The sequence below is a fragment of the Aeromonas sp. SG16 genome, assembly GCF_024436135.1.
Lineage (GTDB): Bacteria > Pseudomonadota > Gammaproteobacteria > Enterobacterales > Aeromonadaceae > Aeromonas > Aeromonas jandaei.
This window is the reverse complement of record NZ_JANFNW010000010.1, coordinates 70,585-89,859: the sequence shown is the minus strand read 5'-3', so window position 1 is coordinate 89,859 and position 19,275 is coordinate 70,585. Positions and strand designations below refer to the sequence as shown.

Genomic DNA, 19,275 nt, shown 5'->3' with positions numbered 1-19,275 from the left:
GAGCCACTTTTCGCTCACAACCATCCGCAGGCGGAGGCACTCCTCCATCCCGTATTACCGGTTACAGGCAGGGGAGGCAGCCTGCCTCCCCGATTCGGACGATGCGTGGCCGGCACGCATCCGGGTCAGACGTTCAGCAGCAGGAACTCGCGCTCCCAGCGGCTGATCACCCCGAAGTAGGTCTCGTACTCTTTGCGTTTGACCGCCACAAAGGCACGGGTAAAGCGCTCGCCCAGCATCTCCTTGATGGGGTCGCACTGCTCCAGATGGCTGAGGGCCTCCTCCAGCGAACGGGGCAGGCTGTAGGGCAGCTCGTAGGCGCTCGATTTCATCTCCGGCAGCGGCTCCAGCTTCTCCATCATGCCGAGATAGCCGCACGCCAGAGTGGCTGCCAGCGCCAGATAGGGGTTGGCATCGGCACCGGCAAAGCGGTTCTCCACCCGGCGGGCACTGGGGTCGGAGAAGGGCACGCGCAGGCCGCAGGTACGGTTTTCCACCCCCCACTGGACGTTGCGCGGCGCGCTCTCGCCGAAGGTGAGGCGGCGGTAGGAGTTGACGTTGGGAGCCAGCAGGGCGGTCACCGCGGGGGTGTACTTCTGCAGACCGGCGATGAAGTGCATGAACAGCTCGGAGTTGCCGCCATCCGGAGTACCGAACAGGTTGCGGCCGTTCATATCCTCCAGACTCTGGTGGATGTGCATGGCGGAGCCCGGCTCGTTGCTCATCGGCTTGGCCATGAAGGTGGCATAGATGCCGTGGCGATGGGCCGCTTCCCGCATGGTGCGCTTGAACAGGAACACCTGATCGGCCAGATCGATGGCATCCCCGTGCAGGAAGTTGATCTCCATCTGGGCGGCGCCTGATTCATGGATCAGGGTATCCACCTCCAGCTCCTGCGCCTCGCAGTAGTCATACATATCTTCAAAGATGGGGTCGAATTCGTTGACCGCATCAATACTGAACGACTGGCGGGCGGTCTCCGGGCGACCGTTGCGGCCGACCGGCGGCATCAGCGGATAGTCGGGGTCTTCATTGCGGGTGACCAGATAGAACTCCAGCTCGGGCGCCACCACCGGTTTCCACCCCTGCTTCTCGTAAAATGACAGAACGCGACGCAGTACGGAGCGCGGCGCGATATCGATCAGCTTGCCGTTGACGTCGAAACAGTCGTGGATCACCTGGGCAGTCGGCTCCAGCGCCCAGGGGACAAAGCGGATGGTATTGGGGTCGGGGTAGAGCTGCATGTCCCGCTCCAGCGGGTCGATCATGCTGTCGTCATCCGGATACTCACCTGTCACTGTCTGGGTGAAGATCACCTCGGGCAGTCGCATGCCCCCTTCGCGCAAAAACTTGTTGGCTGGAATGATCTTGCCCCGGGCGTTGCCGGTGAAATCCGGGAACAGACACTCCACTTCCGTGATGCGATTGCTCTCCATCCAGCCCTTGATACTGTCCATGTTAAACCCCGACTCTACGGTTGCCATTGGCAAGGGTGTCTAATATATGGAACACCCTTGTTATAAAATTGTAATCAACACCACCATAAAAGCCCGCCATGAAGGGCAATGTCAAGGGTGTGTGTTTAAAAAACTATAAATAACGGCGCATATAATGACCAATGCGGCACCAAATACTAAACACTCGTGGCCTCGCCTCTCGCCAGTGCAAAGCCGGTGCCAACCGGCCAGAACCAGATGTCAGATCCCGTCAGATCAGCCGCTAAAGAGGCCATTTTTTTGCAAAGGCGCACAATCCGTATCCTATTTGCTTTGCTTGGCTGCTTTTTTTTGGTACAAGGCCCGCCCTGATTTGCACTCTCTTGCATGAAAACGGTGCAAATCGGGATACAAGGGCTTGGTCTGCAGGCAGACAGCCCCCATAAACAGGGATAATTGGGTTAGTAAACTGACTGGTAGTAAATCGTATGTGTGATTTCATGACTGAAGACCAACTGGCCTTTTACAAGGGACAGATCGAGCGCCAGATCCTCGAACTCGAAGATCGCCTCAACTCCCAGGCCAGCCAGGCCATCGCCACCGACACCAACGAGATGGCCGATGAAATTGACCGTGCCAGCATCGAGGAAGCCCGCCGTCTGGAGCTGAACCGCATCGAGCACGACAAGCTGCACCTGCGCAAACTGCGCGGCGCGCTGAAGCGCATCAGCGAAGGGGATTTCGGTTACTGCGAATCTTGCGGCGACGAGATCTCTCTCAAGCGTCTGCATGCCCGTCCGGAGTCCCGTTTCTGCGTCGAGTGCCAGAGCACCAAGGAATTCAACGATACCCACGTGTTCCGCCGCGTCGCCTGATCCCTCTCCGGGAAATCACTCTCCTCTGGCAGCAATAGGCGATCGACAAGCGAGGGCCAACGCCCGAATCTTGCACACCGCGCCGCAGCAAGAGGGTGAAAAGTTCTGTTAGACTCCGGGCACGTCCCGGACTCTACAGGAGAACAGAGAGTGAAATGGCTCATCAAACTGTGTTTGTGCCTGCCGCTGCTGGCACAAGCACAGGTTCTGACGGTCAAGGTGCCCAGTCGCCCCGTCAACAATCTCGATCAGGAGTACCAGTACAAGCTGCTGGAACTGGCCCTGACCCACTCCGGTACCCCCTTTCGCATCCAGCCCGTCGAGCTCGATCTCAACCAGTTCACCCTCCAGCAGCAGCTGAGCAAGGGCAAGACCATCAATGTTTTCTGGATGGGCACCTCCAGCGCGCTCGAATCCTCCCTGCTGGCCGTCCCCATTCCGCTGTTTCGCGGGCTGGAAGGGCTGCGCCTCTCCTTCATTCACGCTGATGCCCAGGAGAAGTTCAACCAGATCAATACCCTGGCCGATTTGAGGCAGATGAAAGCGGCGCAAGGAGTCGGTTGGGCCGACAACAAGATTCTGGAAAGCGCCGGCATCCCGACCTACTCCGGTCGCTTCAGCACCCTGTTTCGCCTCATCAACGACGGCGACAAGGTCGATTTCTTTCCGCGCGCCATGGTGGAGATCTTCGCCGAGCGCAGCGAGCTGGTGGCGCAATACCCCAACCTCGCCATCGAGCAGCATCTGCTGATCCGCTACCCCTTCGCCCAGTTCTTCTTCGTCAGCCCCGAGTACCCCGAGCTGGCCAAAGCGATCCAGACCGGCCTTGAGCGAGCCTATGCCGACGGCAGCTTCATGCAGTTCTTCCGTGAAAACCCGAAGATCCGCGAAGCGCTGGCCAGCGCCAATCTCGACCAGCGGGTCACCATCCAGCTGCCCAACCCCGATATGACGCCGTTGCTCAAGAGCATTCCGGCACAATATTGGGAATACCCTCCGCAGGGATAAGCTGCCAGCCGCCCCGTCAGGGGCGGTGCTGTTTTTACCCCTATCAATGCTGATGCAGCCGGACTCCCCGCTTGGGATCGGGCAAGCACTTGTGACAGCCGCTGACGGGCGCAGAGCTGCGCCTATGGCGGGATCTGGCTCGCTATAAGTTAAAATTGGGCCATAAAGGGAAAACCCATAAATTAAATTTATAGCGATACCAAAGCCTCTCAAACAAACGGTCAGCACGGGTCACAGGCCCGCCAGAGCCATCGCCCGATCCAAACCATTTCTCTTGCATCACCCCTTGCCGCTATCTGATCAGGACGCGGCATGGGCCGGCGTTGCCATCTGGCATTGGTCGCGCGCTTCCGCCATCATGCTTGCGATGCCGCGCCCGTTTACCGGGGGCGGCCAGAGCAGCAAACCAGAGCGTGCGCCAGGGAGGTGTCATGAAGGGAATCGAAGAGTGGTTTGAGGAGTACGGCCAGAGCCATCGCCATCCGGTCAACGTCGCCATCCACAAGCTGGCGGTGCCGGGCATCTATCTCTGCTCGCTGGGGCTGCTCTGGAGCCTGCCCGCCGGGCCACTGCCTGCGGGGCTCAACTGGGCGGCGGTGGCCGCCATTCCGGTGCTGGCCTTCTACCTGCAGCTGTCGTTTGCCCTGTTCGTCGGGATGGCGGGGCTGACCGCGCTCGGGCTGGCCTGCTGCCACCAGTGGCAGGGGCCGCTGCTGTGGCCCGCGCTGTCTATCTTCGTGCTGCTCTGGATAGCCCAGTTTGTCGGCCACAGGATCGAGGGGAAACGCCCCTCCTTCCTTGCCGACCTGCAATTTCTGCTGATAGGCCCCGCCTGGGTGCTTGCCAGCCTCTATCGTCGCCTGGGCATTCCCTATTGAGGGAGGCCGGGCCAACAGGAGAGACCATGTCATACCGCCACACTCTTAATTCACCTCTGCGCCGCGCCCTGCCCCTGCTGCTGGGCGCCCTGTTTGCCGGCCCGGCGCTGGCCGACAAGGCTGATACCGTCGGCGAGGTGAGCACCGCCTTCAAGCTGTTCGGCCCCAACCACAAGATCCTGGTGGAGGCGTTCGACGATCCCCGCATCGACGGTGTCGCCTGCTATCTGGCGCGCCCCAAGACCGGCGGCGTCAAGGGAGGGCTCGGGCTGGCGGAAGATCCCTCCCACGCCTCCCTCTCGTGCCACCAGATCGGCCCCATCACCCTGCCCGCGAAACTGAAAGCGGGGGAAGAGGTGTTCGACGTCAGCACCTCGCTGGTGTTCAAGGAGCAGAAGGTGGTGCGCTTTTACGACCAGAAGCGCAATGCGCTGGTTTACCTGACCTACAGCACCAAGCTGGTGGATGGTTCGTACAAGAGTGCAGTCAGCGCCGTCCCCATCATGCCGTGGGGGCAATAACCAGCTGGTTTGTCCGGTGATAGTTGACTCGCTTTGTTGTAATTTAACTACAAATCATCTGCGGAGAGCACACCATGAAAGTCGCCGTATTCAGCACCAAGAGCTATGACAAAGAGCATTTCACCCAGGCCAACAGCCGCTTCGGCTTTGAACTGGAGTTCTTCGATGTGCGGCTGGAGGCCAAGACGGCCCGACTGGCCCACGGCTTCCCGGTGGTGTGCCTGTTCGTTAATGACGACGCCGACCGCGAGGTGCTGACCGAGCTGGCGGCCAACGGCACCAGGGTGATCGCCCTGCGCTGTGCCGGTTACAACAATGTGGATCTGGCCGCCGCCAGGGAGCTGGGCATGAAGGTGGTGCGAGTGCCCGCCTACTCCCCCGAGGCAGTGGCCGAGCACGCGGTCGGCATGATGATGTGCCTCAACCGCCGCATCCACAAAGCCTATCAGCGCACCCGCGACGCCAACTTCTCGCTGGAGGGGCTGGTCGGCTTCAACATGCACGGCCGCACCGCCGGCATCATCGGCACCGGCAAGATCGGCATCGCCACCCTGCGTATCCTCAAGGGATTCGGCATGCGCCTGCTGGTGAACGACCCTTACCCGAATCCGGCTGCCATCGAGCTGGGGGCCGAGTATGTGGATCTCGACACCCTGTTCCGCCAGTCCGACGTCATCAGCCTGCACTGCCCGCTGTTCAAAGAGAACTACCACCTGCTCAATCAGGAGGCGTTCGCCAAGATGAAGGACGGGGTGATGATCATCAACACCAGCCGCGGCGGCCTGCTCGACTCCAACGCCGCCATCGAGGCACTCAAGACTTCCCGCATCGGCGCGCTGGGGCTGGACGTCTACGAAGAGGAAGAGGATCTCTTCTTCTCCGACAAGTCCAACGAGGTGATCACCGATGACGTGTTCCGCCGCCTGTCAGCCTGCCACAACGTGCTGTTCACCGGTCATCAGGCCTTCCTGACCCGCGAGGCGCTGCACGCCATCGCCGACACCACCCTCGGCAACATTCAAGCTATCGAGAGCCAGGGCCACAGCGACAACGAGGTCGAGTAACCCCCGCGCGCTATTGCAGCGCCTCATCTCTGCACGCCGGGTTGTGAGACCCGGCGCCATCGGGTAGGCTAGCTCCCCTTTTTTCCTAGGAGCTGACTGCCCATGTTTATCGGATTTGATTACGGTACCTCCAACTGTGCCGTGGCCGTGATGGAACAGGGCAGCCCGCGGCTGCTCAATCTCGGCCCCTCCCGCTACCTCCCCTCCACCCTGCACGCGCCGCACCGGGATGCCATCGCCGGCCTGCTGGCCGAAGGGCTGGCCGACAGCCAGCAGGCGGCCTATCTCAAGCTGCGCGGCCCCGTGGTGACACGGGCCCAGGCGGTGCGACGCCAGATGCGCGAAGAGGGGCTGATCGACGAGCTGAGCTTTGGCTCCGCCGCGCTGGAGCGCTATCTGGAGGAGCCGGATGAGGGCTACTACATCAAGTCGCCGAAATCCTTCCTCGGCGCCTACGGCCTCAAGGCCCCCCAGATCGCCCTGTTCGAAGATATCGTCTGCGCCATGATGCTCCACGTCCGCCAGCAGGCGGAGCAGCAGCTCGGCGCCCCGATCCGTCAGGCGGTGATCGGCCGTCCGGTCAACTTTCAGGGCTTGGCTGGCGAAGAGAGCAACCGTCAGGCCATCGCCATTCTGAGCGAAGCGGCCCGCATCGCCGGCTTCGAGCAGGTGGAGTTTCTCTACGAACCGGTGGCGGCCGGTTTTGAATTCGAGGCCCGCCTCACCGAAGACGCCGTGGTGCTGGTGGTGGATATCGGCGGCGGTACCACCGACTGCTCCATGCTGCGGATGGGCCCGAGCTACCGCGACCGGCTCGATCGCAGCGACGATCTGCTCGGCCACTGCGGCCAGCGGATCGGCGGCAACGACTTCGACATCCGCCTGACGGTAGAGGGGATGATGCCGCTGCTCGGGATGCACGAGGTGCTCAAAACCGGCAAGCCGCTGCCCCACCCGCTGTTCTGGGATGCAGCCGCCATCAACGACGTCAGCGCCCAGAGCCGTTTCTACAGTCTCGATACCGCCCGCCAGCTGCAGGATCTGCAGCTCGACAGCCAGCCCGGCAGCAAGCTGGGGCGCCTTGCCAACCTGCGGGCCCACAAGCTGAGCCATCAGCTGGTCTGGCGCGCCGAGCAGGGCAAGATCGCTCTCTCTGAGCAGGAGAGCAGCCGCCACTCCCTGAGCGAGCTGGAAAAAGGGCTGGAGGCAGAGCTGACCCGCGAGCAGCTGGCCGGCGCCTCCGCCCTGCTGCTGGAGAAGATTGGCGAGCTGATGGATGAGGCGATCGCCGCCGCCGGCGTGCAGCCCGATCGCATCTTCGTCACCGGCGGTAGCGCCCGCTCGCCGCTGATCGCCAGCTTTATCCGCCAGAAGCTGCCGACCATCCCGCTCGAGGGTGGCGATGACTTCGGCTCGGTGGCCGCCGGTCTGGCCCGTTATGCCGAGCGGATCTTCGCAGCCAAGCCCTGAATGGGGCTAAATCGCCAGAGTGTTGCCATTTAACGACACTCTGGCGGCAAAGGGGCGACAGAAGCGGTCGGTCGCCCCAGCTTCCGCCCTGCTACGGGGCAAGCAAACAGGCTATGCTTGCGGCTCCCATCAACCGGAGCCCCGCCATGTCCAGATTGTCACTCCTGCTCATCCCCCTCTTCCTGCTCGCCGGCTGCAGTTCAGCCACCTTTGTCCGGCAGGATCTGCAACATCACCACTGGGTATTGAGCAAGCTGGATGGCGAACCGGTTGCCGCCTTGCGCGACAATCCGCCCGACTTCGAGATCGGCGAGCACTTCACCGTCAACGGCATCGCCGGCTGCAACCGCTACTTCGGTCAGGGCCATATGAAAGGGGACAAGTTCTGGGTCACCAGTCTGGGCAGCACCGAGATGGCCTGCATGCCCCCGCTCGACACCATAGAGCAGGCTGTGTTGACCACCCTGACCGAGGGGGCGACCCTGAGCGGCTCCAGCCAAAACCTGGTTCTGCAGGGCAAACAGCACCGTTTGGAATACACACTGCGCGACTGGGTGCTCTAGGGCTCACAAACCGGCATTACAAACAGGAACATGTTGCCCGGCTGTGGCACAATATGAGGCAGTGTTCGCAATGGAGGCTGCCTCAGCCATGTCGATGGATCGTCTGTTTGACAAGATCAAACAACTCCCCACCATTCCCAAGCTGCTGCACGAGTTGATGCAGAGCTTCAACGACGAGAATGCCCGCATCGACGAGATTGCGGCCAAGATCGCCATGGATCAGGTGATCAGCGTCAAGGTGCTGCGGATGGCCAACTCGGCAGCCCTGCGCCGTGGCAACGAAGTGACCTCCATCGATCAGGCGGTGATCCGCCTCGGCTTCAACCGGTTGCGCTCCATCGTGGTCGCCTCCGGCATCATCGGCAGCTTCAAGGCGCCCCCCAGCTTCGACAAGAACAAGTTCTGGACCGAGACCTTTCAGGTCGCCACCATCGCCAAGACGCTGGCGCAGGAGGCCAAGGTGCTCGACCCCGAGACCGCCTTTACCTGCGCCCTCATCCACAACATCGGCGAGCTGCTGATCCAGAGCACCTTGCCGGAAGAGGCGGAGCTCATCAATCTGGCGATCCAGAAGGGGAGCAGCCGGGTCGAGGCCCAGCGCGAGATGCTGGGCTATGACTATGCCCAGCTCGGTGCCGAGCTGGCGCGGCGCTGGAACCTGTCGGAGAGCTTCGTTGACGCCATCTCCCAGCAGCTGGATCCCCTCTCCCACGATCCGGTCAGCAAGGAGGCGGTACTGATCCGTCTGGCGGTCTTCATCTCCTTCGCCTGGAACGCCGGGGTGCCTGCCCAGGCCATCATAGCCCGCTTCCCCAAACCGCTCGCCGACCAGTTGGGACTGGATCCCAAATCGCTGGCCGGCCAGCTCGAAACACTGCATGAACAGGGTAATGCCCTCGCCGATCTTCTGACTCAATAAGCATCATGACCCATCCGTTTCTGTTTCATCCCCAGGTGGCGCCCTGGTTCAAAGAGAGCGCCGATGCCCTGCAACTGACCCTGTTCAGCGAGCTGGATGCCCCCATCCGCGAGGTGTGGCTACGCCACGAGCCTGACAACGAGGAGTACCTGATCCCGATGACGGCGATCTCGACCCGCGACCGATTGCAGGTATGGCAGGTGAACCTGCCGCTTGGCAAGGGGCAGGATATCCACCTCTACTGCTTCAAGTGCCTCACCGACGAGGAGCAGTGGTGGCTGCACGGCGCTGGCGTCAGCGCCGCCATGCCGCCGCGCGAGCAGCATTTTCGCTTCAACAGCCTGCACCAGCCACCGGCCTGGGTGCAGGATCAGGTGTTCTACCAGATCTTCCCCGACCGCTTCTGCAACGGCGATCCGTCCCTCAGCGTCAAGCATCACGAGTACGAGTACCGCGGCAAGGCAGTCATCAGCAAGGCGTGGGGCGAGCCGGTCAGTCGCCACGAAGAGGGGCACGGTGCCTGCGAATTCTATGGCGGCGATCTGGCGGGCATCGATGCCAAGCTGCACTATCTGCAATCCCTCGGGGTGACGGCGCTCTACCTCAACCCCATCTTCGATTCGCCGAGCAACCACAAGTACGACACCCAGGACTACTTCAAGGTGGATGCCCACCTCGGCAGCAACGAGCAGTTCGCCGAGCTGACCCGCAACCTGCATCAGCGCGGCATGAAGATCATTCTGGATGCAGTGGTCAACCACACCTCGACCCAGCACCCCTGGTTCTGCCCGCCGCTCGGCGCCCAGAGCAACCCGGATTCGCCGTGGCGCAGCTTCTACACCTTTGACAACGAAGGGGATTACGTCAGCTGGAAGGGCATTCGCAGCCTGCCCAAGCTCGACTTCTCCTGCGAGAAGGTGCAGGACGCAGTTTATCGGGCTGACGATGCCATCCTGCGCTACTGGATGCGCGCCCCCTACCAGATCGACGGCTGGCGCTTCGACGTCATCCACATGCTGGGGGAACGCGGCACCGCCGAGGGCAACAGCGGTCACGTGCGCGCCATTCGCGGCGCGGTGAAGCAGGAGAACCCGGACGCCTACGTGCTGGGCGAGCACTTCTTCGAGGCGAGCCAGTGGCTGCAGGGGGATCAGGAGGACGGCGCCATGAACTACTACGGCTTCGCCCATCCGATCCGCGCCTTCCTGGCCGGCAAGGATATCGCCTACCACCCCATCAAGATCAGCGCCGAAGAGCTGGATCGCTGGCTCAAACTGGCGCGGGCCCACATCCCGTTCAAGAACCAGCTGGCCCAGTTCAATCTGCTGGACAGCCACGATACCGCCCGCTTCCTCCACCTGCTGGGCGAGGACAAGCAGCGGATGCGCCTCGCGGCCACCCTGCTGCTCACCTATATCGGCGTGCCCTCCATCTACTACGGCGACGAGGTGGGGCTCTCCGGCGGCAACGACCCGGACTGCCGCCGCTGCTTCCCGTGGGAGACAACTGACTGGGATCACGTGCTGCACGACCACTACCGCCGGCTGATCCAGATCCGCCGTCAGCGCCCCTCCCTGCGCCGCGGTGATATCCAGACCCTCTATGCCGGCCCCCACAGCTATGTGTTTGCCCGCACCCTGCAGAGCGATCAGGTGGTAGTGGCCTGCAACCGCCACCCGAGCGAGCCGCGCACCATCAGCCTGCCCCTGTGGCAGACCGCGAGCCCCGCCAGCCGCTTCACCGACGCCTTCAACGGCGAGAAGTTCGAGGTGGTGCAGGGAGAGCTGCAGCTGACCATTCCGGCCAACTCGGCCCGGGTGCTGCTCTCCAGTTGAGGGGCGTTATCTCGCCAATAAAAAACCGGAGCCTGTGGGCTCCGGTTTTTTATATTCCATAACTGGCCGGCAGTAGCCTTGTGCAGGCCACCAGCGAGCCGGGCTGAGCATCAGTAGTTGATGCTGACGTAGGGCACTTCCGGCACCTGCCACAGCTGCTTGAGATAGACGGTGAGCACGAAGAAGAAGTTGGCCAGCAGGTTGGCGAAGCGGTAGAGGATGGGGTCGAAGCTGACGCCACTCTCCTCGAGGCGCACCAGCAGTCGCACCACCTTCTTGCTGCCACAGCGGCACAGATGAAGGGTCGGGATCGGCTGCGGCCCTTGCGGCAGCACAAAACCGGTGACCCGGCCCCGGCTCGCCTCGTTGTAGTGGTCGTAACGGGCCTTGAGCCACTCAAGGTCTGCCTCGAAGATCCCCAGCTTGCCGCGCACCGAACCGTTGAGGTTATAGATAAGGCGCTGCAACGCCGCGAGATCCGCCAGCATGGGCGCAATATCGGCATCCAGCGAGAGGTGTGACAGCACGGCACCGACCTGGCAGCAGAGCTCGTCGGTGGCGATCTCGAAGTCACACTTGAGCGAGGTTTCGAAGATGAAGGGGTAGCAAAGCTCGCGCTTGTCTCGGGGCTTTTTCGGGTTCATTGGCTGGTCGCATCGGGAAAAAGGCCAGTTTGCCAGCCCCCGCAGGAGCTGGCAAACGGCCGGTCAGGAGTTAATCAATCCCGATGGCAAGCACTCAGGCACTCTTGCCGCTGCTTGCAGGGTCGGTCGCGGGCTGGAACTGGCTCAGCATCCGCAATGCCTGCAGCATGCGTTCGTTGAAGCTGGTGAAGCTGCTGACCTGCGCCGGATCAGTCTGACCACGCGCAGCCAGCACGGCCGGGGTCAGCGCCTGCTGCTGGGACTCCGGCAGCACGGCGTCGGCCTGCTTCTGTACCTCGTCCAGCTTGGGCAGATAGTCGGCAAACGGCTTGAGCAGATCCTGCAGGGAGCTGGCTCCCTGATAGGTCTGGCTCAGCTTGACGCTCTGCTTGAGCTTGAGCGAGTAAGAGGCCAGCTGGGTGTCATCCAGCTTCAGGTCGCCCGCCTTCTTCAGCACATCATCCAGATTGCCGGAGAAGAAGTCGCCGGCCAGACCGTCGATCCCCTTGACCAGCTTGCCGATGGAGTCCATCTCCTCCTTGCTGAGATCACCCTCCAGCGAAAAGCTGAAGCTCTGGCTCGATTTGAGACTGAACTGGCTGCCGCTGTCACTCTTCTGGGATCGGGTCTGCCAGCTGTCGTTGAAGCGCAGCACCACCTTGTCACCATCCTTGGTCTGGATCTCCAGCGAACCCTGCTGGCGACTGGCCATCTCGGCCTGCCCCATATCGGTCGTGGAGACCTTGCCAAAGAACTCCTTCTCGAACTCGTCGAGCCCCTTCTGGATCAGCTTGTAACTCTGATCCATGCCGGTCTTGATATCGCCGTTGTCAGCCCAGTCACCCAGCTGCTTGCGGGCGTCACCAAAGCCCTTGTCCACCCCTTTGCGAGCCTGCTCCATCATGCCGGTCAGGGCATCATCCGACTTGCCGTCGGCGCGGGCCGCACCCAGCCGTCCGGTGATAAACTGCAGCACGTTGTCCGCCACCGACTGGAAGTCGAACAGGGTATCCGGGGTGACCTCTTCCGGTTGGTCCTGGGTCTTGGGCGCCTGATAGCTCTGCCCGTTTATTTCCAGCGCAAACTGCAGTGCCTGCTGGATCAGCACCTGAGCCCACTTCGGGGGCTTGTGCAAGGAGACCTCATCCTCGCTGTTGAGCTGTTTTGACTCCGCCTGTTGCGGCGATTTGGGAGAAACACCCACTCCCTTGGGTTGGGCTGCGCCCACGCCGTCGATCTGCATAATGTGTCCTCCCACCATGCCTGTAGATCCGGTATCGGCCTGACTGAACACTTCTTGACCACAAAATGCTGGACAATCTGCGGCTGGCTTTTAAAATCGGGCCCCTTTGGGTGGCCTGTTGCCATCCCGCGATTTCGACCCGGCCCGGCCGGTGTGCACATGAGGTATCTATGACCCAGTCCCAACAGCCTTCTGCGGATGCTCCGGCGCCAAGAACCCCGGCCGACTATCAGGCCCAGCTCGATGAGAAGAGCGCGCGCCTCACCGGGCTGTTTGCCAGCTTCAACCCTCCCGCGTTGGAGGTGCACAGCTCACCGGCGGAGTACTACCGGATGCGCGCCGAATTTCGCATCTGGCACGAGGGGGACGATCTCTTCCACTGCATGTATGCCCCGGCGACCAAAGAGATTATCCGGGTCGATCACTTCCCCACTGCCAGCCGCCTCATCAACCAGCTGATGCCGGTACTGCTGGAGGGGCTGCGTCCCCATCAGGTGCTGCGTCGCAAGCTGTTCCAGATCGACTACCTCTCCACCCAGTCCGGCCAGATCATCGTCAGCCTGCTCTACCATCGCAAGCTGGAGAACGAGTGGCAGCAGGCCGCCGAGGCGCTGCAGGCCGATCTGCGCGCCAAAGGTTTCGAGCTGCAGCTGATTGGCCGCGCCCACAAGCAGAAGATTTGTCTGGGCGATGACTTTGTCATCGAGCAGCTCAACGTGGCCGGTCGCCAGCTCATCTACAAGCAGGTGGAGAACAGCTTCACCCAGCCCAACGCCGCCATCAACGAGCAGATGCTGGGCTGGGCGCTGGAAGTCACCAAGGGGAGCGAAGGGGATCTGCTAGAGCTCTACTGCGGCAATGGCAACTTCTCCATTGCGCTGGCGCAGAACTTCCGCAAGGTGCTGGCCACCGAGATCGCCAAGCCGAGCGTCGACTCCGCCCAGTTCAACATCGCCGCCAACGGCGTCGACAACCTGATCATCCTGCGCATGTCGGCCGAGGAGTTCACCATGGCGATGCGTGGCGAGCGGGAGTTCAACCGCCTCAAGGGGGTCGATCTCGGCGCTTACCAGTGCAACACCATCTTCGTCGACCCGCCCCGCGCCGGTCTCGACGATGCCACCGTCAAGCTGGTGCAGGAGTACGACAACATCCTCTACATCTCCTGCAACCCCGAGACTCTGCAAGCCAACATGGCGGTGCTGGGGGAAACCCACGAGATCGCCCGCTTCGCCCTGTTCGACCAGTTCCCTTGGACCCACCACATGGAGGCCGGGGTCTACCTGCGCCGCAAGGCGGGTTGATTCCAAGGGATAAAAAACAGGGCCGCTTGGCCCTGTTTTTTATGGCGCATCCGGCCATTACCGCAGCCGGAAGTGGCTCACTATCTCCCTGAGCCGGTCGTAGGTCTGCTGCATCGAACCGGCGCTGGCGACCGTCGCCTCCCCGTTGTGGGTCAGCTGGCGGATCACCTCGGCAATGGCGCTCATGTTGCGGTTGATCTCCTCCGCCACTGCGCTCTGCTGTTCGGCCGCCGTAGCGATGTGGCTGATGAGATCGTTGATCTCCACCACCTCTCCCGCCATCAGATCCAGCGATTCGTTGACCCTGGTAGTGTTCTCGGCCGCCCCCTGACAGCTCTGCTTGGTGTTCTCCATCGCCTCCACCACGGTGCGGCTACCCCGTTGCAGGCTGGCCAGCATGGTCTGGATCTCCGCCGTGCTCTGCTGGGTACGGGCGGCAAGGGAGCGTACCTCGTCGGCCACCACCGCAAATCCACGCCCCTGCTCGCCGGCACGAGCCGCCTCTATTGCTGCGTTGAGGGCCAGCAGGTTGGTCTGCTCGGCAATGCTGCCGATCACTCCCAGCACGGAGCCAATCTGCTGCACATCCTGCTGCATCGCCTCGATGGAGCGGGCAGTCTCCTCCACCTCGTCCACCAGCGCCATCACGCTGGCCATCGCCTGATCGACCACCTGCCGGGACTGGCTCGCCAGCTGCTGGCTCTGGCCGGTGAGCCGGGCGGTGCTGGCTGCACTCTCGGAGACAGAGACCGCGGTGCGGCTCATCTCGTTGATGGCAGTCACCACCTGTTCGGTCTCGCGCACATGATCCGCCAGCAGGGACTGGGCTGCGCCAGTCTGGCTGGCCAATCCGGCAATGCCGCTGTTGAGCTGACCGCTCGCCTCCTGCACCTCCCCCATCATCTCCTGCAGCCGCTCGATAAAGCGGTTGATGCCGGCAGAGATCTGGCCCAGATCATCGGTACTGGTCACCGCCAGCCGGCGGGTGAGATCGCCACTGCCGCGAGAGAGTTCCAGCACCAGACCCCGCAGCGAGAGGATGGGGCGATAAGCCACGTTGAGCGCCAGTATGGCAAGCACCATAACCACCACGGCGACGCCGAGCAGCGCCATGATGATCTGGCCGTTGAGTGCCCGGGTCATCGCCTGGATGTAGTCGAGGTCGATGTAGCCGGTCAGGGTCCAGCTGTTGCCGCGAATATCCAGCTGATTGGGGCGCGCTTCGCTCTCCCCCTGCGGTTTGCTGCTGTAGAGCTCATTGCCCTGGCCGTCGGCCAGCGAGAAGTAGCGCCCCTCGCCGCTCATCTTCTCCAGCAGGCTCTTGAACTCGCTCATGTCGAGGTAGTAGAGATAGGCCGAATCGGCACCGCGCGGCACCAGTATGGTGACAACCGGCTTGCCATCCACCTGTTGCAGCGGGCTGACGGTGATCTGGTTGTTGGCGGCGGGGATCAGCTTGCGCAGCGCATCGACCTTGGCCGTATCGTTGATGACACCGCTCACATCGAACGCCATGTCGCCGATCACCTTGACGATGTTGTGAAAGCCGGTCTCTTGCAGGGTCTTCTGGACGTTGGTCACCCCGAAGTTGAGGTTGGCGGCCAGCAGGATTTTCTGATTGATGTCGCTGGCCAGCTTCTCTTTGACCAGAGTGATCTGTTCGTTGATGTTCTTGGTCGCCTGGGTGCGGATGTAGGCGCTGATGAAGTGATTGACGCTGAACCAGGCGGTACCGATGGTGACCAGAATGGCCAGCAGCAACAGGACGTAAATCTTGACCTTGAATGGCATGGGATCCCTCCAGAAGAGAGGGCTGGCACTGCCAACCCTCCCTGCCAATCGTTATTTCTTCTTGGCGTACTTCATGGAGTCCAATGCCACCGCCAGAATGATGATGCCGCCCTTGATGATGAACTGCCAGTAAGGGCTGACGCCGATATAGGTCAAACCATAGTTGATCAGGGTGAAGATAAGTACGCCGGTGATCACACCTGCGACAGTTCCCACCCCGCCGGCAAACGACACCCCGCCCACCACGCAGGCTGCGATGGCATCGAGCTCGTACATGAAGCCGAGGTTGTTGGTGGCACTACCGATCCGGCCCGCTTCCAGCATACCGCCGAAGGCGTAGAAGACCCCAGCCAGCGCATAGATCATCACCAGATTGACCGCCACGTTGACGCCGGAGACCTTGGCCGCTTCCGGGTTGCCGCCGATGGCGAAGATGTTCTTGCCAAAGCGGGTCTTGTTCCACAGCACCCAGACAAAGACGCTGGCGATGGCCGCGTAGAAGGTGAGGTACGAGAGCTTGAAGCCACCGATCCGGATAAAGCCCTGGGCGAAGCTGGAGAAGCGGGGGTCAAAACCGGCCACCGGCGAGGCGCCCACCGAGTCGAAGTAGAGGGAGTTGATACCGTAGACGATGATCATGGTCCCCAAGGTGGTGATAAAGGGGGTCACGTTCAGATAGGCGACGATAAGGCCGTTGACCAGACCTATAAGAGCCCCCACCACGCAGACCAGCAGGATCACCGCAGGAATGGGCACCTCCCCCAGCGTCGGGAACACCTTGTTGACGTTGGTCAGCGCCTGCAGCATGGTCGCCGCAATCAGTGCCGCCAGACCGACCTGACGACCGGCCGAGAGATCCGTACCCTGGGTGATGATGATACCTGCCACCCCCAGCGCGATGATGACCCGCACCGAGGACTGGGTCAGGATGTTGCTGAAGTTGGTGAGACTCAGGAAGGAGGGTTCCTTGATCACGATGATCATGAGCAGCACCAGCAGCACCACGTAGATGCCGTTCTCCTTGAGCGCCCGCATCAGATTGAAATTTTTAGCCGACTCCATAAATGTCTTCCTGTCTCTAGAGGTACAGAGATGCCAGGCGCAGTATCTCGCTCTGGTCAGTTTCTTTGGTATTGACGATCCCGGCGACCCGGCCATTGCTCATGACCATGATGCGATCGGTGATGCCGAGCAGTTCGGGCATTTCGGAGGAGATGATGATGATCCCCTTCTCCTTCTTCGCCAGCTCCAGAATGAGCTGATAGATCTCGAACTTGGCCCCCACGTCGATGCCGCGGGTCGGTTCGTCCAGCATCAGGATCTCCGGCTGGGTCAGCAGCCAGCGGCCGATGATCACCTTCTGCTGGTTGCCCCCGGAGAGGGAGCCGATCTGGGTCTGCTGGGTCGGCGTCTTGACCCGCATGGAGTCGATGACCCACTGGGTATCGCTCTTCATCTTGTTGTCGCTGAGCAGCCCCATGGAGCCCTTGTAGTTGTCCATGTTGGCGATCAGGGAGTTGAAGGCGATATCGAGCCGGGAGTAGATACCGGTGGAGCGGCGCTCTTCGGTCACCAGCGCGAAGCCGTTGCGTATCGCTTCGTGGGCGTTGTGGTTGGCCACCTCTTTGCCGTGCAGCTTGATACTGCCCTGGCTGCGATCGCGAATGCCAAACAGGGTCTCGACGATGTCGGTGCGCTTGGCCCCGACCAACCCGGCGACACCGAGGATCTCCCCCTTGTGCAGGTTGAAGGTCACATCCTGAATGGAGGGCTGGTTCTTCGCCGTCAGATGTTCGACCTCGAGGATCACCTCTTTTGGCTGGTTGGTTTTTTCCGGGAAGCGCTGGGTGAGCTCGCGGCCGACCATCATGCCGATGATCTGATCCATGGTCATCCCCTTGAGCGGCTGGGTTGCCACCCACTGGCCATCCCGCAATATGGTGATCTCGTCACAGAGCTGGAAGATCTCCTCCATCTTGTGAGAGATGTAGACGATGCCGCACCCCTTATCCTTCAGCTTGTTGATGATCTTGAAGAGGTGACTCACCTCTTTCTCGGTCAGCGAGGAGGTGGGTTCATCCATGATGACGATCTTGGCATCGTAGGAGAACGCCTTGGCGATCTCGATCATCTGCATCTGGGAGACGGAGAGGGTCGCCACCTTGACCCGCGGGTCGATGTCGATATCCAGCTCCTCGAAGATGCGTTTGGTATCTTCGTACATCTTGCCGTGGTCGATAAACCACCCTTTGGTCGGGTAGCGACCGAGCCACATGTTGTCCATCACGGAGCGCTGCAGCACCAGGTTGAGCTCCTGATGCACCATGGAAACGCCATTCTCCAGCGCCTCTTTGGAGGAGGTGAAGTTGATCTCCTGCCCCTTGAAGAAGATCTTGCCCTGATCCTTCTCGTAGATGCCGAACAGGCACTTGAGCAGTGTCGATTTTCCCGCCCCGTTCTCGCCCATCAACGCATGCACAGAATGAGGACGGACCCGTAAATTGACATTATCGAGTGCCTTGACGCCAGGAAAGCTCTTACTGACGTCAATCATCTCCAACAGCCATTCTGATTGTTGCTGTGTTGTCATATCAGCCATCACATCTGGTTGAAAAAAGGGCAAGGGGATCTCCCTTGCCCTGGAGGAGGGAATTATTCGAATTGGGACAGGTTGTCTTTATCTACGCCGACGTAGGGAACACGCACGACCTTGTTGACGATGTTCCACTTGGTGCCTTCACCGGCCGCTTTACCTTCAGCCAGGTTCTTGGTCAGCTCGTAGGTCGCCTTGGCCTGGTTGGCCGCATCGTTCAGCACGGTACCGGCCATGGCACCGCTCTTCACCAGCGCCAGCGCTTCAGGCAGCGCATCGACACCGAATACAGGAATGGCAGTCTTGCCCTGCGCTTTCAGCGACTCGACAGCGCCCATCGCCATGCCGTCGTTGTTGGCGATGACCACTTCGATCTTGTTGGCGTTGGGGCCGGAGATCCAGGCGTCCATCTTGTCCTTGGCCATGGCGGTATCCCACATACCGGTATCCATGTGCAGCTGCTGGGTCTTGATGCCACCATCATTCAGGGTCTTGATGACGTAAGTGGTGCGCGCTTCGGCATCCGGGTGGCCCGGCTCCCCTTTCAGCAGCACGTACTGAATAACGCCATCCTTGTTCAGATCCCAGGCCGGATTGGCTTTCCAGTGTTTGGCAATCAGGTGACCCTGGATGATGCCTGACTCCTTGGAGTCGGTACCTACGTAGTAGGCCTTGTCGTAGCTGGCCAGATCGGCAGCACTCGGCTCCTTGTTGTAGAAGACCACGGGGATATCTTCGCCACGAGCCTTCTCAATCACCACCGGTGCCGCCGCTGGGTCAACCAGGTTGATGGCCAGCGCCTTCACGCCCTTGGCCAGCAGCACGTCGATCTGGTCGTTTTGCTTGGACTGGTCGTTCTGGGAGTCGTTCATCAGCAGCTCAACCCCGGGGTTGGCAGCCGCTTCCTTCTCGATCGCCTTGCGTACCACCGCCATGAAGTTGTCGTCATATTTGTAGACGGTCACCCCGATGCGGGTTTCAGCGTGGGCAGCAGTGGCACCGGCCATCAGGCCCAGCAGCAGGGCAGCAACGGTCGTCATTTTTTTCATTGTGTGTGCTCCGATGTATCTATCCATGAGTTGTAGGGTGGCGAGCTATTGAGCAATCGCCATTCAATGTAATCAATTTGTT

General features: G+C 61.1%; 17 protein-coding genes. 10 read left to right on the top strand and 7 right to left on the bottom strand.

Annotated elements, in window-relative coordinates; translation table 11 throughout:
* Positions 1 to 125: 125 nt before the first annotated feature.
* On the bottom strand, positions 126 to 1,457 hold the full coding sequence (locus tag NOM67_RS18690) for a glutamine synthetase family protein (protein ID WP_041209747.1): 1,332 nt from the start codon (positions 1,455 to 1,457) through the stop codon (positions 126 to 128).
* Positions 1,458 to 1,924: 467 nt separating this feature from the next.
* Between NOM67_RS18690 and NOM67_RS18685 the strand changes: the two genes are divergently transcribed.
* The 9 genes from NOM67_RS18685 (at position 1,925) to malZ (ending at position 10,569) form a co-directional block, all read left to right on the top strand.
* Positions 1,925 to 2,311 (top strand): TraR/DksA C4-type zinc finger protein, encoded by a 387-nt coding sequence (locus NOM67_RS18685; RefSeq protein WP_033115635.1) that lies wholly within the window; start codon positions 1,925 to 1,927, stop codon positions 2,309 to 2,311.
* Between the two features lie 150 nt (positions 2,312 to 2,461).
* Positions 2,462 to 3,319, top strand: coding sequence for a hypothetical protein (locus NOM67_RS18680; RefSeq protein WP_071913972.1), 858 nt, complete (start codon positions 2,462 to 2,464; stop codon positions 3,317 to 3,319).
* A 431-nt stretch (positions 3,320 to 3,750) separates the two neighbouring features.
* On the top strand, positions 3,751 to 4,197 hold the full coding sequence (locus tag NOM67_RS18675; RefSeq protein ID WP_203974279.1) for a DUF962 domain-containing protein: 447 nt from the start codon (positions 3,751 to 3,753) through the stop codon (positions 4,195 to 4,197).
* A gap of 26 nt (positions 4,198 to 4,223) precedes the next feature.
* Entirely contained in the window at positions 4,224 to 4,718 is a 495-nt protein-coding gene (locus NOM67_RS18670) for a CreA family protein (protein ID WP_041209750.1), read from the top strand.
* A gap of 74 nt (positions 4,719 to 4,792) precedes the next feature.
* A complete protein-coding gene (locus NOM67_RS18665; protein ID WP_255939221.1) occupies positions 4,793 to 5,782 on the top strand; it encodes a 2-hydroxyacid dehydrogenase in 990 nt (329 codons plus the stop codon).
* Positions 5,783 to 5,884: 102 nt separating this feature from the next.
* Positions 5,885 to 7,252, top strand: a complete 1,368-nt coding sequence (yegD, locus tag NOM67_RS18660; protein ID WP_255939219.1) for a molecular chaperone — start codon at positions 5,885 to 5,887, stop codon at positions 7,250 to 7,252.
* Positions 7,253 to 7,398: 146 nt separating this feature from the next.
* The gene (locus NOM67_RS18655; RefSeq protein WP_255939217.1) at positions 7,399 to 7,815 is read left to right on the top strand and encodes an META domain-containing protein; all 417 of its coding nucleotides are present in this window, start codon (positions 7,399 to 7,401) and stop codon (positions 7,813 to 7,815) included.
* A 70-nt stretch (positions 7,816 to 7,885) separates the two neighbouring features.
* Positions 7,886 to 8,734 carry an HDOD domain-containing protein gene (locus tag NOM67_RS18650; protein ID WP_033115641.1) on the top strand — a complete coding sequence of 283 codons (849 nt, stop codon included), beginning with the start codon at positions 7,886 to 7,888 and terminating at the stop codon, positions 8,732 to 8,734.
* A 5-nt stretch (positions 8,735 to 8,739) separates the two neighbouring features.
* The gene (gene malZ, locus NOM67_RS18645) at positions 8,740 to 10,569 is read left to right on the top strand and encodes a maltodextrin glucosidase (RefSeq protein WP_201909389.1); all 1,830 of its coding nucleotides are present in this window, start codon (positions 8,740 to 8,742) and stop codon (positions 10,567 to 10,569) included.
* 110 nt (positions 10,570 to 10,679) lie between these two features.
* Here malZ and NOM67_RS18640 read toward each other — a convergent pair whose 3' ends face one another.
* Both NOM67_RS18640 and NOM67_RS18635 read right to left on the bottom strand, forming a co-directional pair.
* Entirely contained in the window at positions 10,680 to 11,213 is a 534-nt protein-coding gene (locus NOM67_RS18640; protein ID WP_255939212.1) for an ATP--cob(I)alamin adenosyltransferase, read from the bottom strand.
* A 94-nt stretch (positions 11,214 to 11,307) separates the two neighbouring features.
* The gene (locus NOM67_RS18635; protein ID WP_255939210.1) at positions 11,308 to 12,456 is read right to left on the bottom strand and encodes a DUF5610 domain-containing protein; all 1,149 of its coding nucleotides are present in this window, start codon (positions 12,454 to 12,456) and stop codon (positions 11,308 to 11,310) included.
* Between the two features lie 170 nt (positions 12,457 to 12,626).
* Between NOM67_RS18635 and trmA the strand changes: the two genes are divergently transcribed.
* The gene (trmA, locus tag NOM67_RS18630) at positions 12,627 to 13,760 is read left to right on the top strand and encodes a tRNA (uridine(54)-C5)-methyltransferase TrmA (protein ID WP_185227949.1); all 1,134 of its coding nucleotides are present in this window, start codon (positions 12,627 to 12,629) and stop codon (positions 13,758 to 13,760) included.
* 57 nt (positions 13,761 to 13,817) lie between these two features.
* Here the strand turns inward: trmA and NOM67_RS18625 are convergent, their stop codons facing one another.
* From NOM67_RS18625 to mglB, 4 genes are read right to left on the bottom strand one after another with little or no spacing between them, the layout of a single operon-like run.
* Complete coding sequence (locus NOM67_RS18625; protein ID WP_156854350.1) at positions 13,818 to 15,551, bottom strand: methyl-accepting chemotaxis protein; 1,734 nt, start codon at positions 15,549 to 15,551, stop codon at positions 13,818 to 13,820.
* A gap of 51 nt (positions 15,552 to 15,602) precedes the next feature.
* Positions 15,603 to 16,613 (bottom strand): galactose/methyl galactoside ABC transporter permease MglC, encoded by a 1,011-nt coding sequence (mglC, locus tag NOM67_RS18620; RefSeq protein ID WP_040069707.1) that lies wholly within the window; start codon positions 16,611 to 16,613, stop codon positions 15,603 to 15,605.
* 16 nt (positions 16,614 to 16,629) lie between these two features.
* Positions 16,630 to 18,150, bottom strand: a complete 1,521-nt coding sequence (gene mglA, locus NOM67_RS18615; protein ID WP_041209757.1) for a galactose/methyl galactoside ABC transporter ATP-binding protein MglA — start codon at positions 18,148 to 18,150, stop codon at positions 16,630 to 16,632.
* Positions 18,151 to 18,203: 53 nt separating this feature from the next.
* Positions 18,204 to 19,193: a galactose/glucose ABC transporter substrate-binding protein MglB gene (gene mglB, locus NOM67_RS18610; RefSeq protein ID WP_041209758.1), complete on the bottom strand. Its 990-nt coding sequence runs from the start codon at positions 19,191 to 19,193 to the stop codon at positions 18,204 to 18,206.
* Between the last annotated feature and the right edge of the window lie 82 nt (positions 19,194 to 19,275).

Bases quoted from the DNA above. Each gene is read 5' to 3' on its own strand.
- NOM67_RS18690 (WP_041209747.1), bottom strand. From the start codon at position 1,457: ATGGACAGTATCAAGGGCTGGATGGAGAGCAATCGCATCACGGAAGTG.
- NOM67_RS18685 (WP_033115635.1), top strand. From the start codon at position 1,925: ATGTGTGATTTCATGACTGAAGACCAACTGGCCTTTTACAAGGGACAG.
- NOM67_RS18675 (WP_203974279.1), top strand. From the start codon at position 3,751: ATGAAGGGAATCGAAGAGTGGTTTGAGGAGTACGGCCAGAGCCATCGC.
- NOM67_RS18670 (WP_041209750.1), top strand. From the start codon at position 4,224: ATGTCATACCGCCACACTCTTAATTCACCTCTGCGCCGCGCCCTGCCC.
- NOM67_RS18665 (WP_255939221.1), top strand. From the start codon at position 4,793: ATGAAAGTCGCCGTATTCAGCACCAAGAGCTATGACAAAGAGCATTTC.
- yegD (WP_255939219.1), top strand. From the start codon at position 5,885: ATGTTTATCGGATTTGATTACGGTACCTCCAACTGTGCCGTGGCCGTG.
- NOM67_RS18655 (WP_255939217.1), top strand. From the start codon at position 7,399: ATGTCCAGATTGTCACTCCTGCTCATCCCCCTCTTCCTGCTCGCCGGC.
- NOM67_RS18650 (WP_033115641.1), top strand. From the start codon at position 7,886: ATGGAGGCTGCCTCAGCCATGTCGATGGATCGTCTGTTTGACAAGATC.
- malZ (WP_201909389.1), top strand. From the start codon at position 8,740: ATGACCCATCCGTTTCTGTTTCATCCCCAGGTGGCGCCCTGGTTCAAA.
- NOM67_RS18640 (WP_255939212.1), bottom strand. From the start codon at position 11,213: ATGAACCCGAAAAAGCCCCGAGACAAGCGCGAGCTTTGCTACCCCTTC.
- NOM67_RS18635 (WP_255939210.1), bottom strand. From the start codon at position 12,456: ATGCAGATCGACGGCGTGGGCGCAGCCCAACCCAAGGGAGTGGGTGTT.
- trmA (WP_185227949.1), top strand. From the start codon at position 12,627: ATGACCCAGTCCCAACAGCCTTCTGCGGATGCTCCGGCGCCAAGAACC.
- NOM67_RS18625 (WP_156854350.1), bottom strand. From the start codon at position 15,551: ATGCCATTCAAGGTCAAGATTTACGTCCTGTTGCTGCTGGCCATTCTG.
- mglC (WP_040069707.1), bottom strand. From the start codon at position 16,613: ATGGAGTCGGCTAAAAATTTCAATCTGATGCGGGCGCTCAAGGAGAAC.
- mglA (WP_041209757.1), bottom strand. From the start codon at position 18,150: ATGGCTGATATGACAACACAGCAACAATCAGAATGGCTGTTGGAGATG.
- mglB (WP_041209758.1), bottom strand. From the start codon at position 19,193: ATGAAAAAAATGACGACCGTTGCTGCCCTGCTGCTGGGCCTGATGGCC.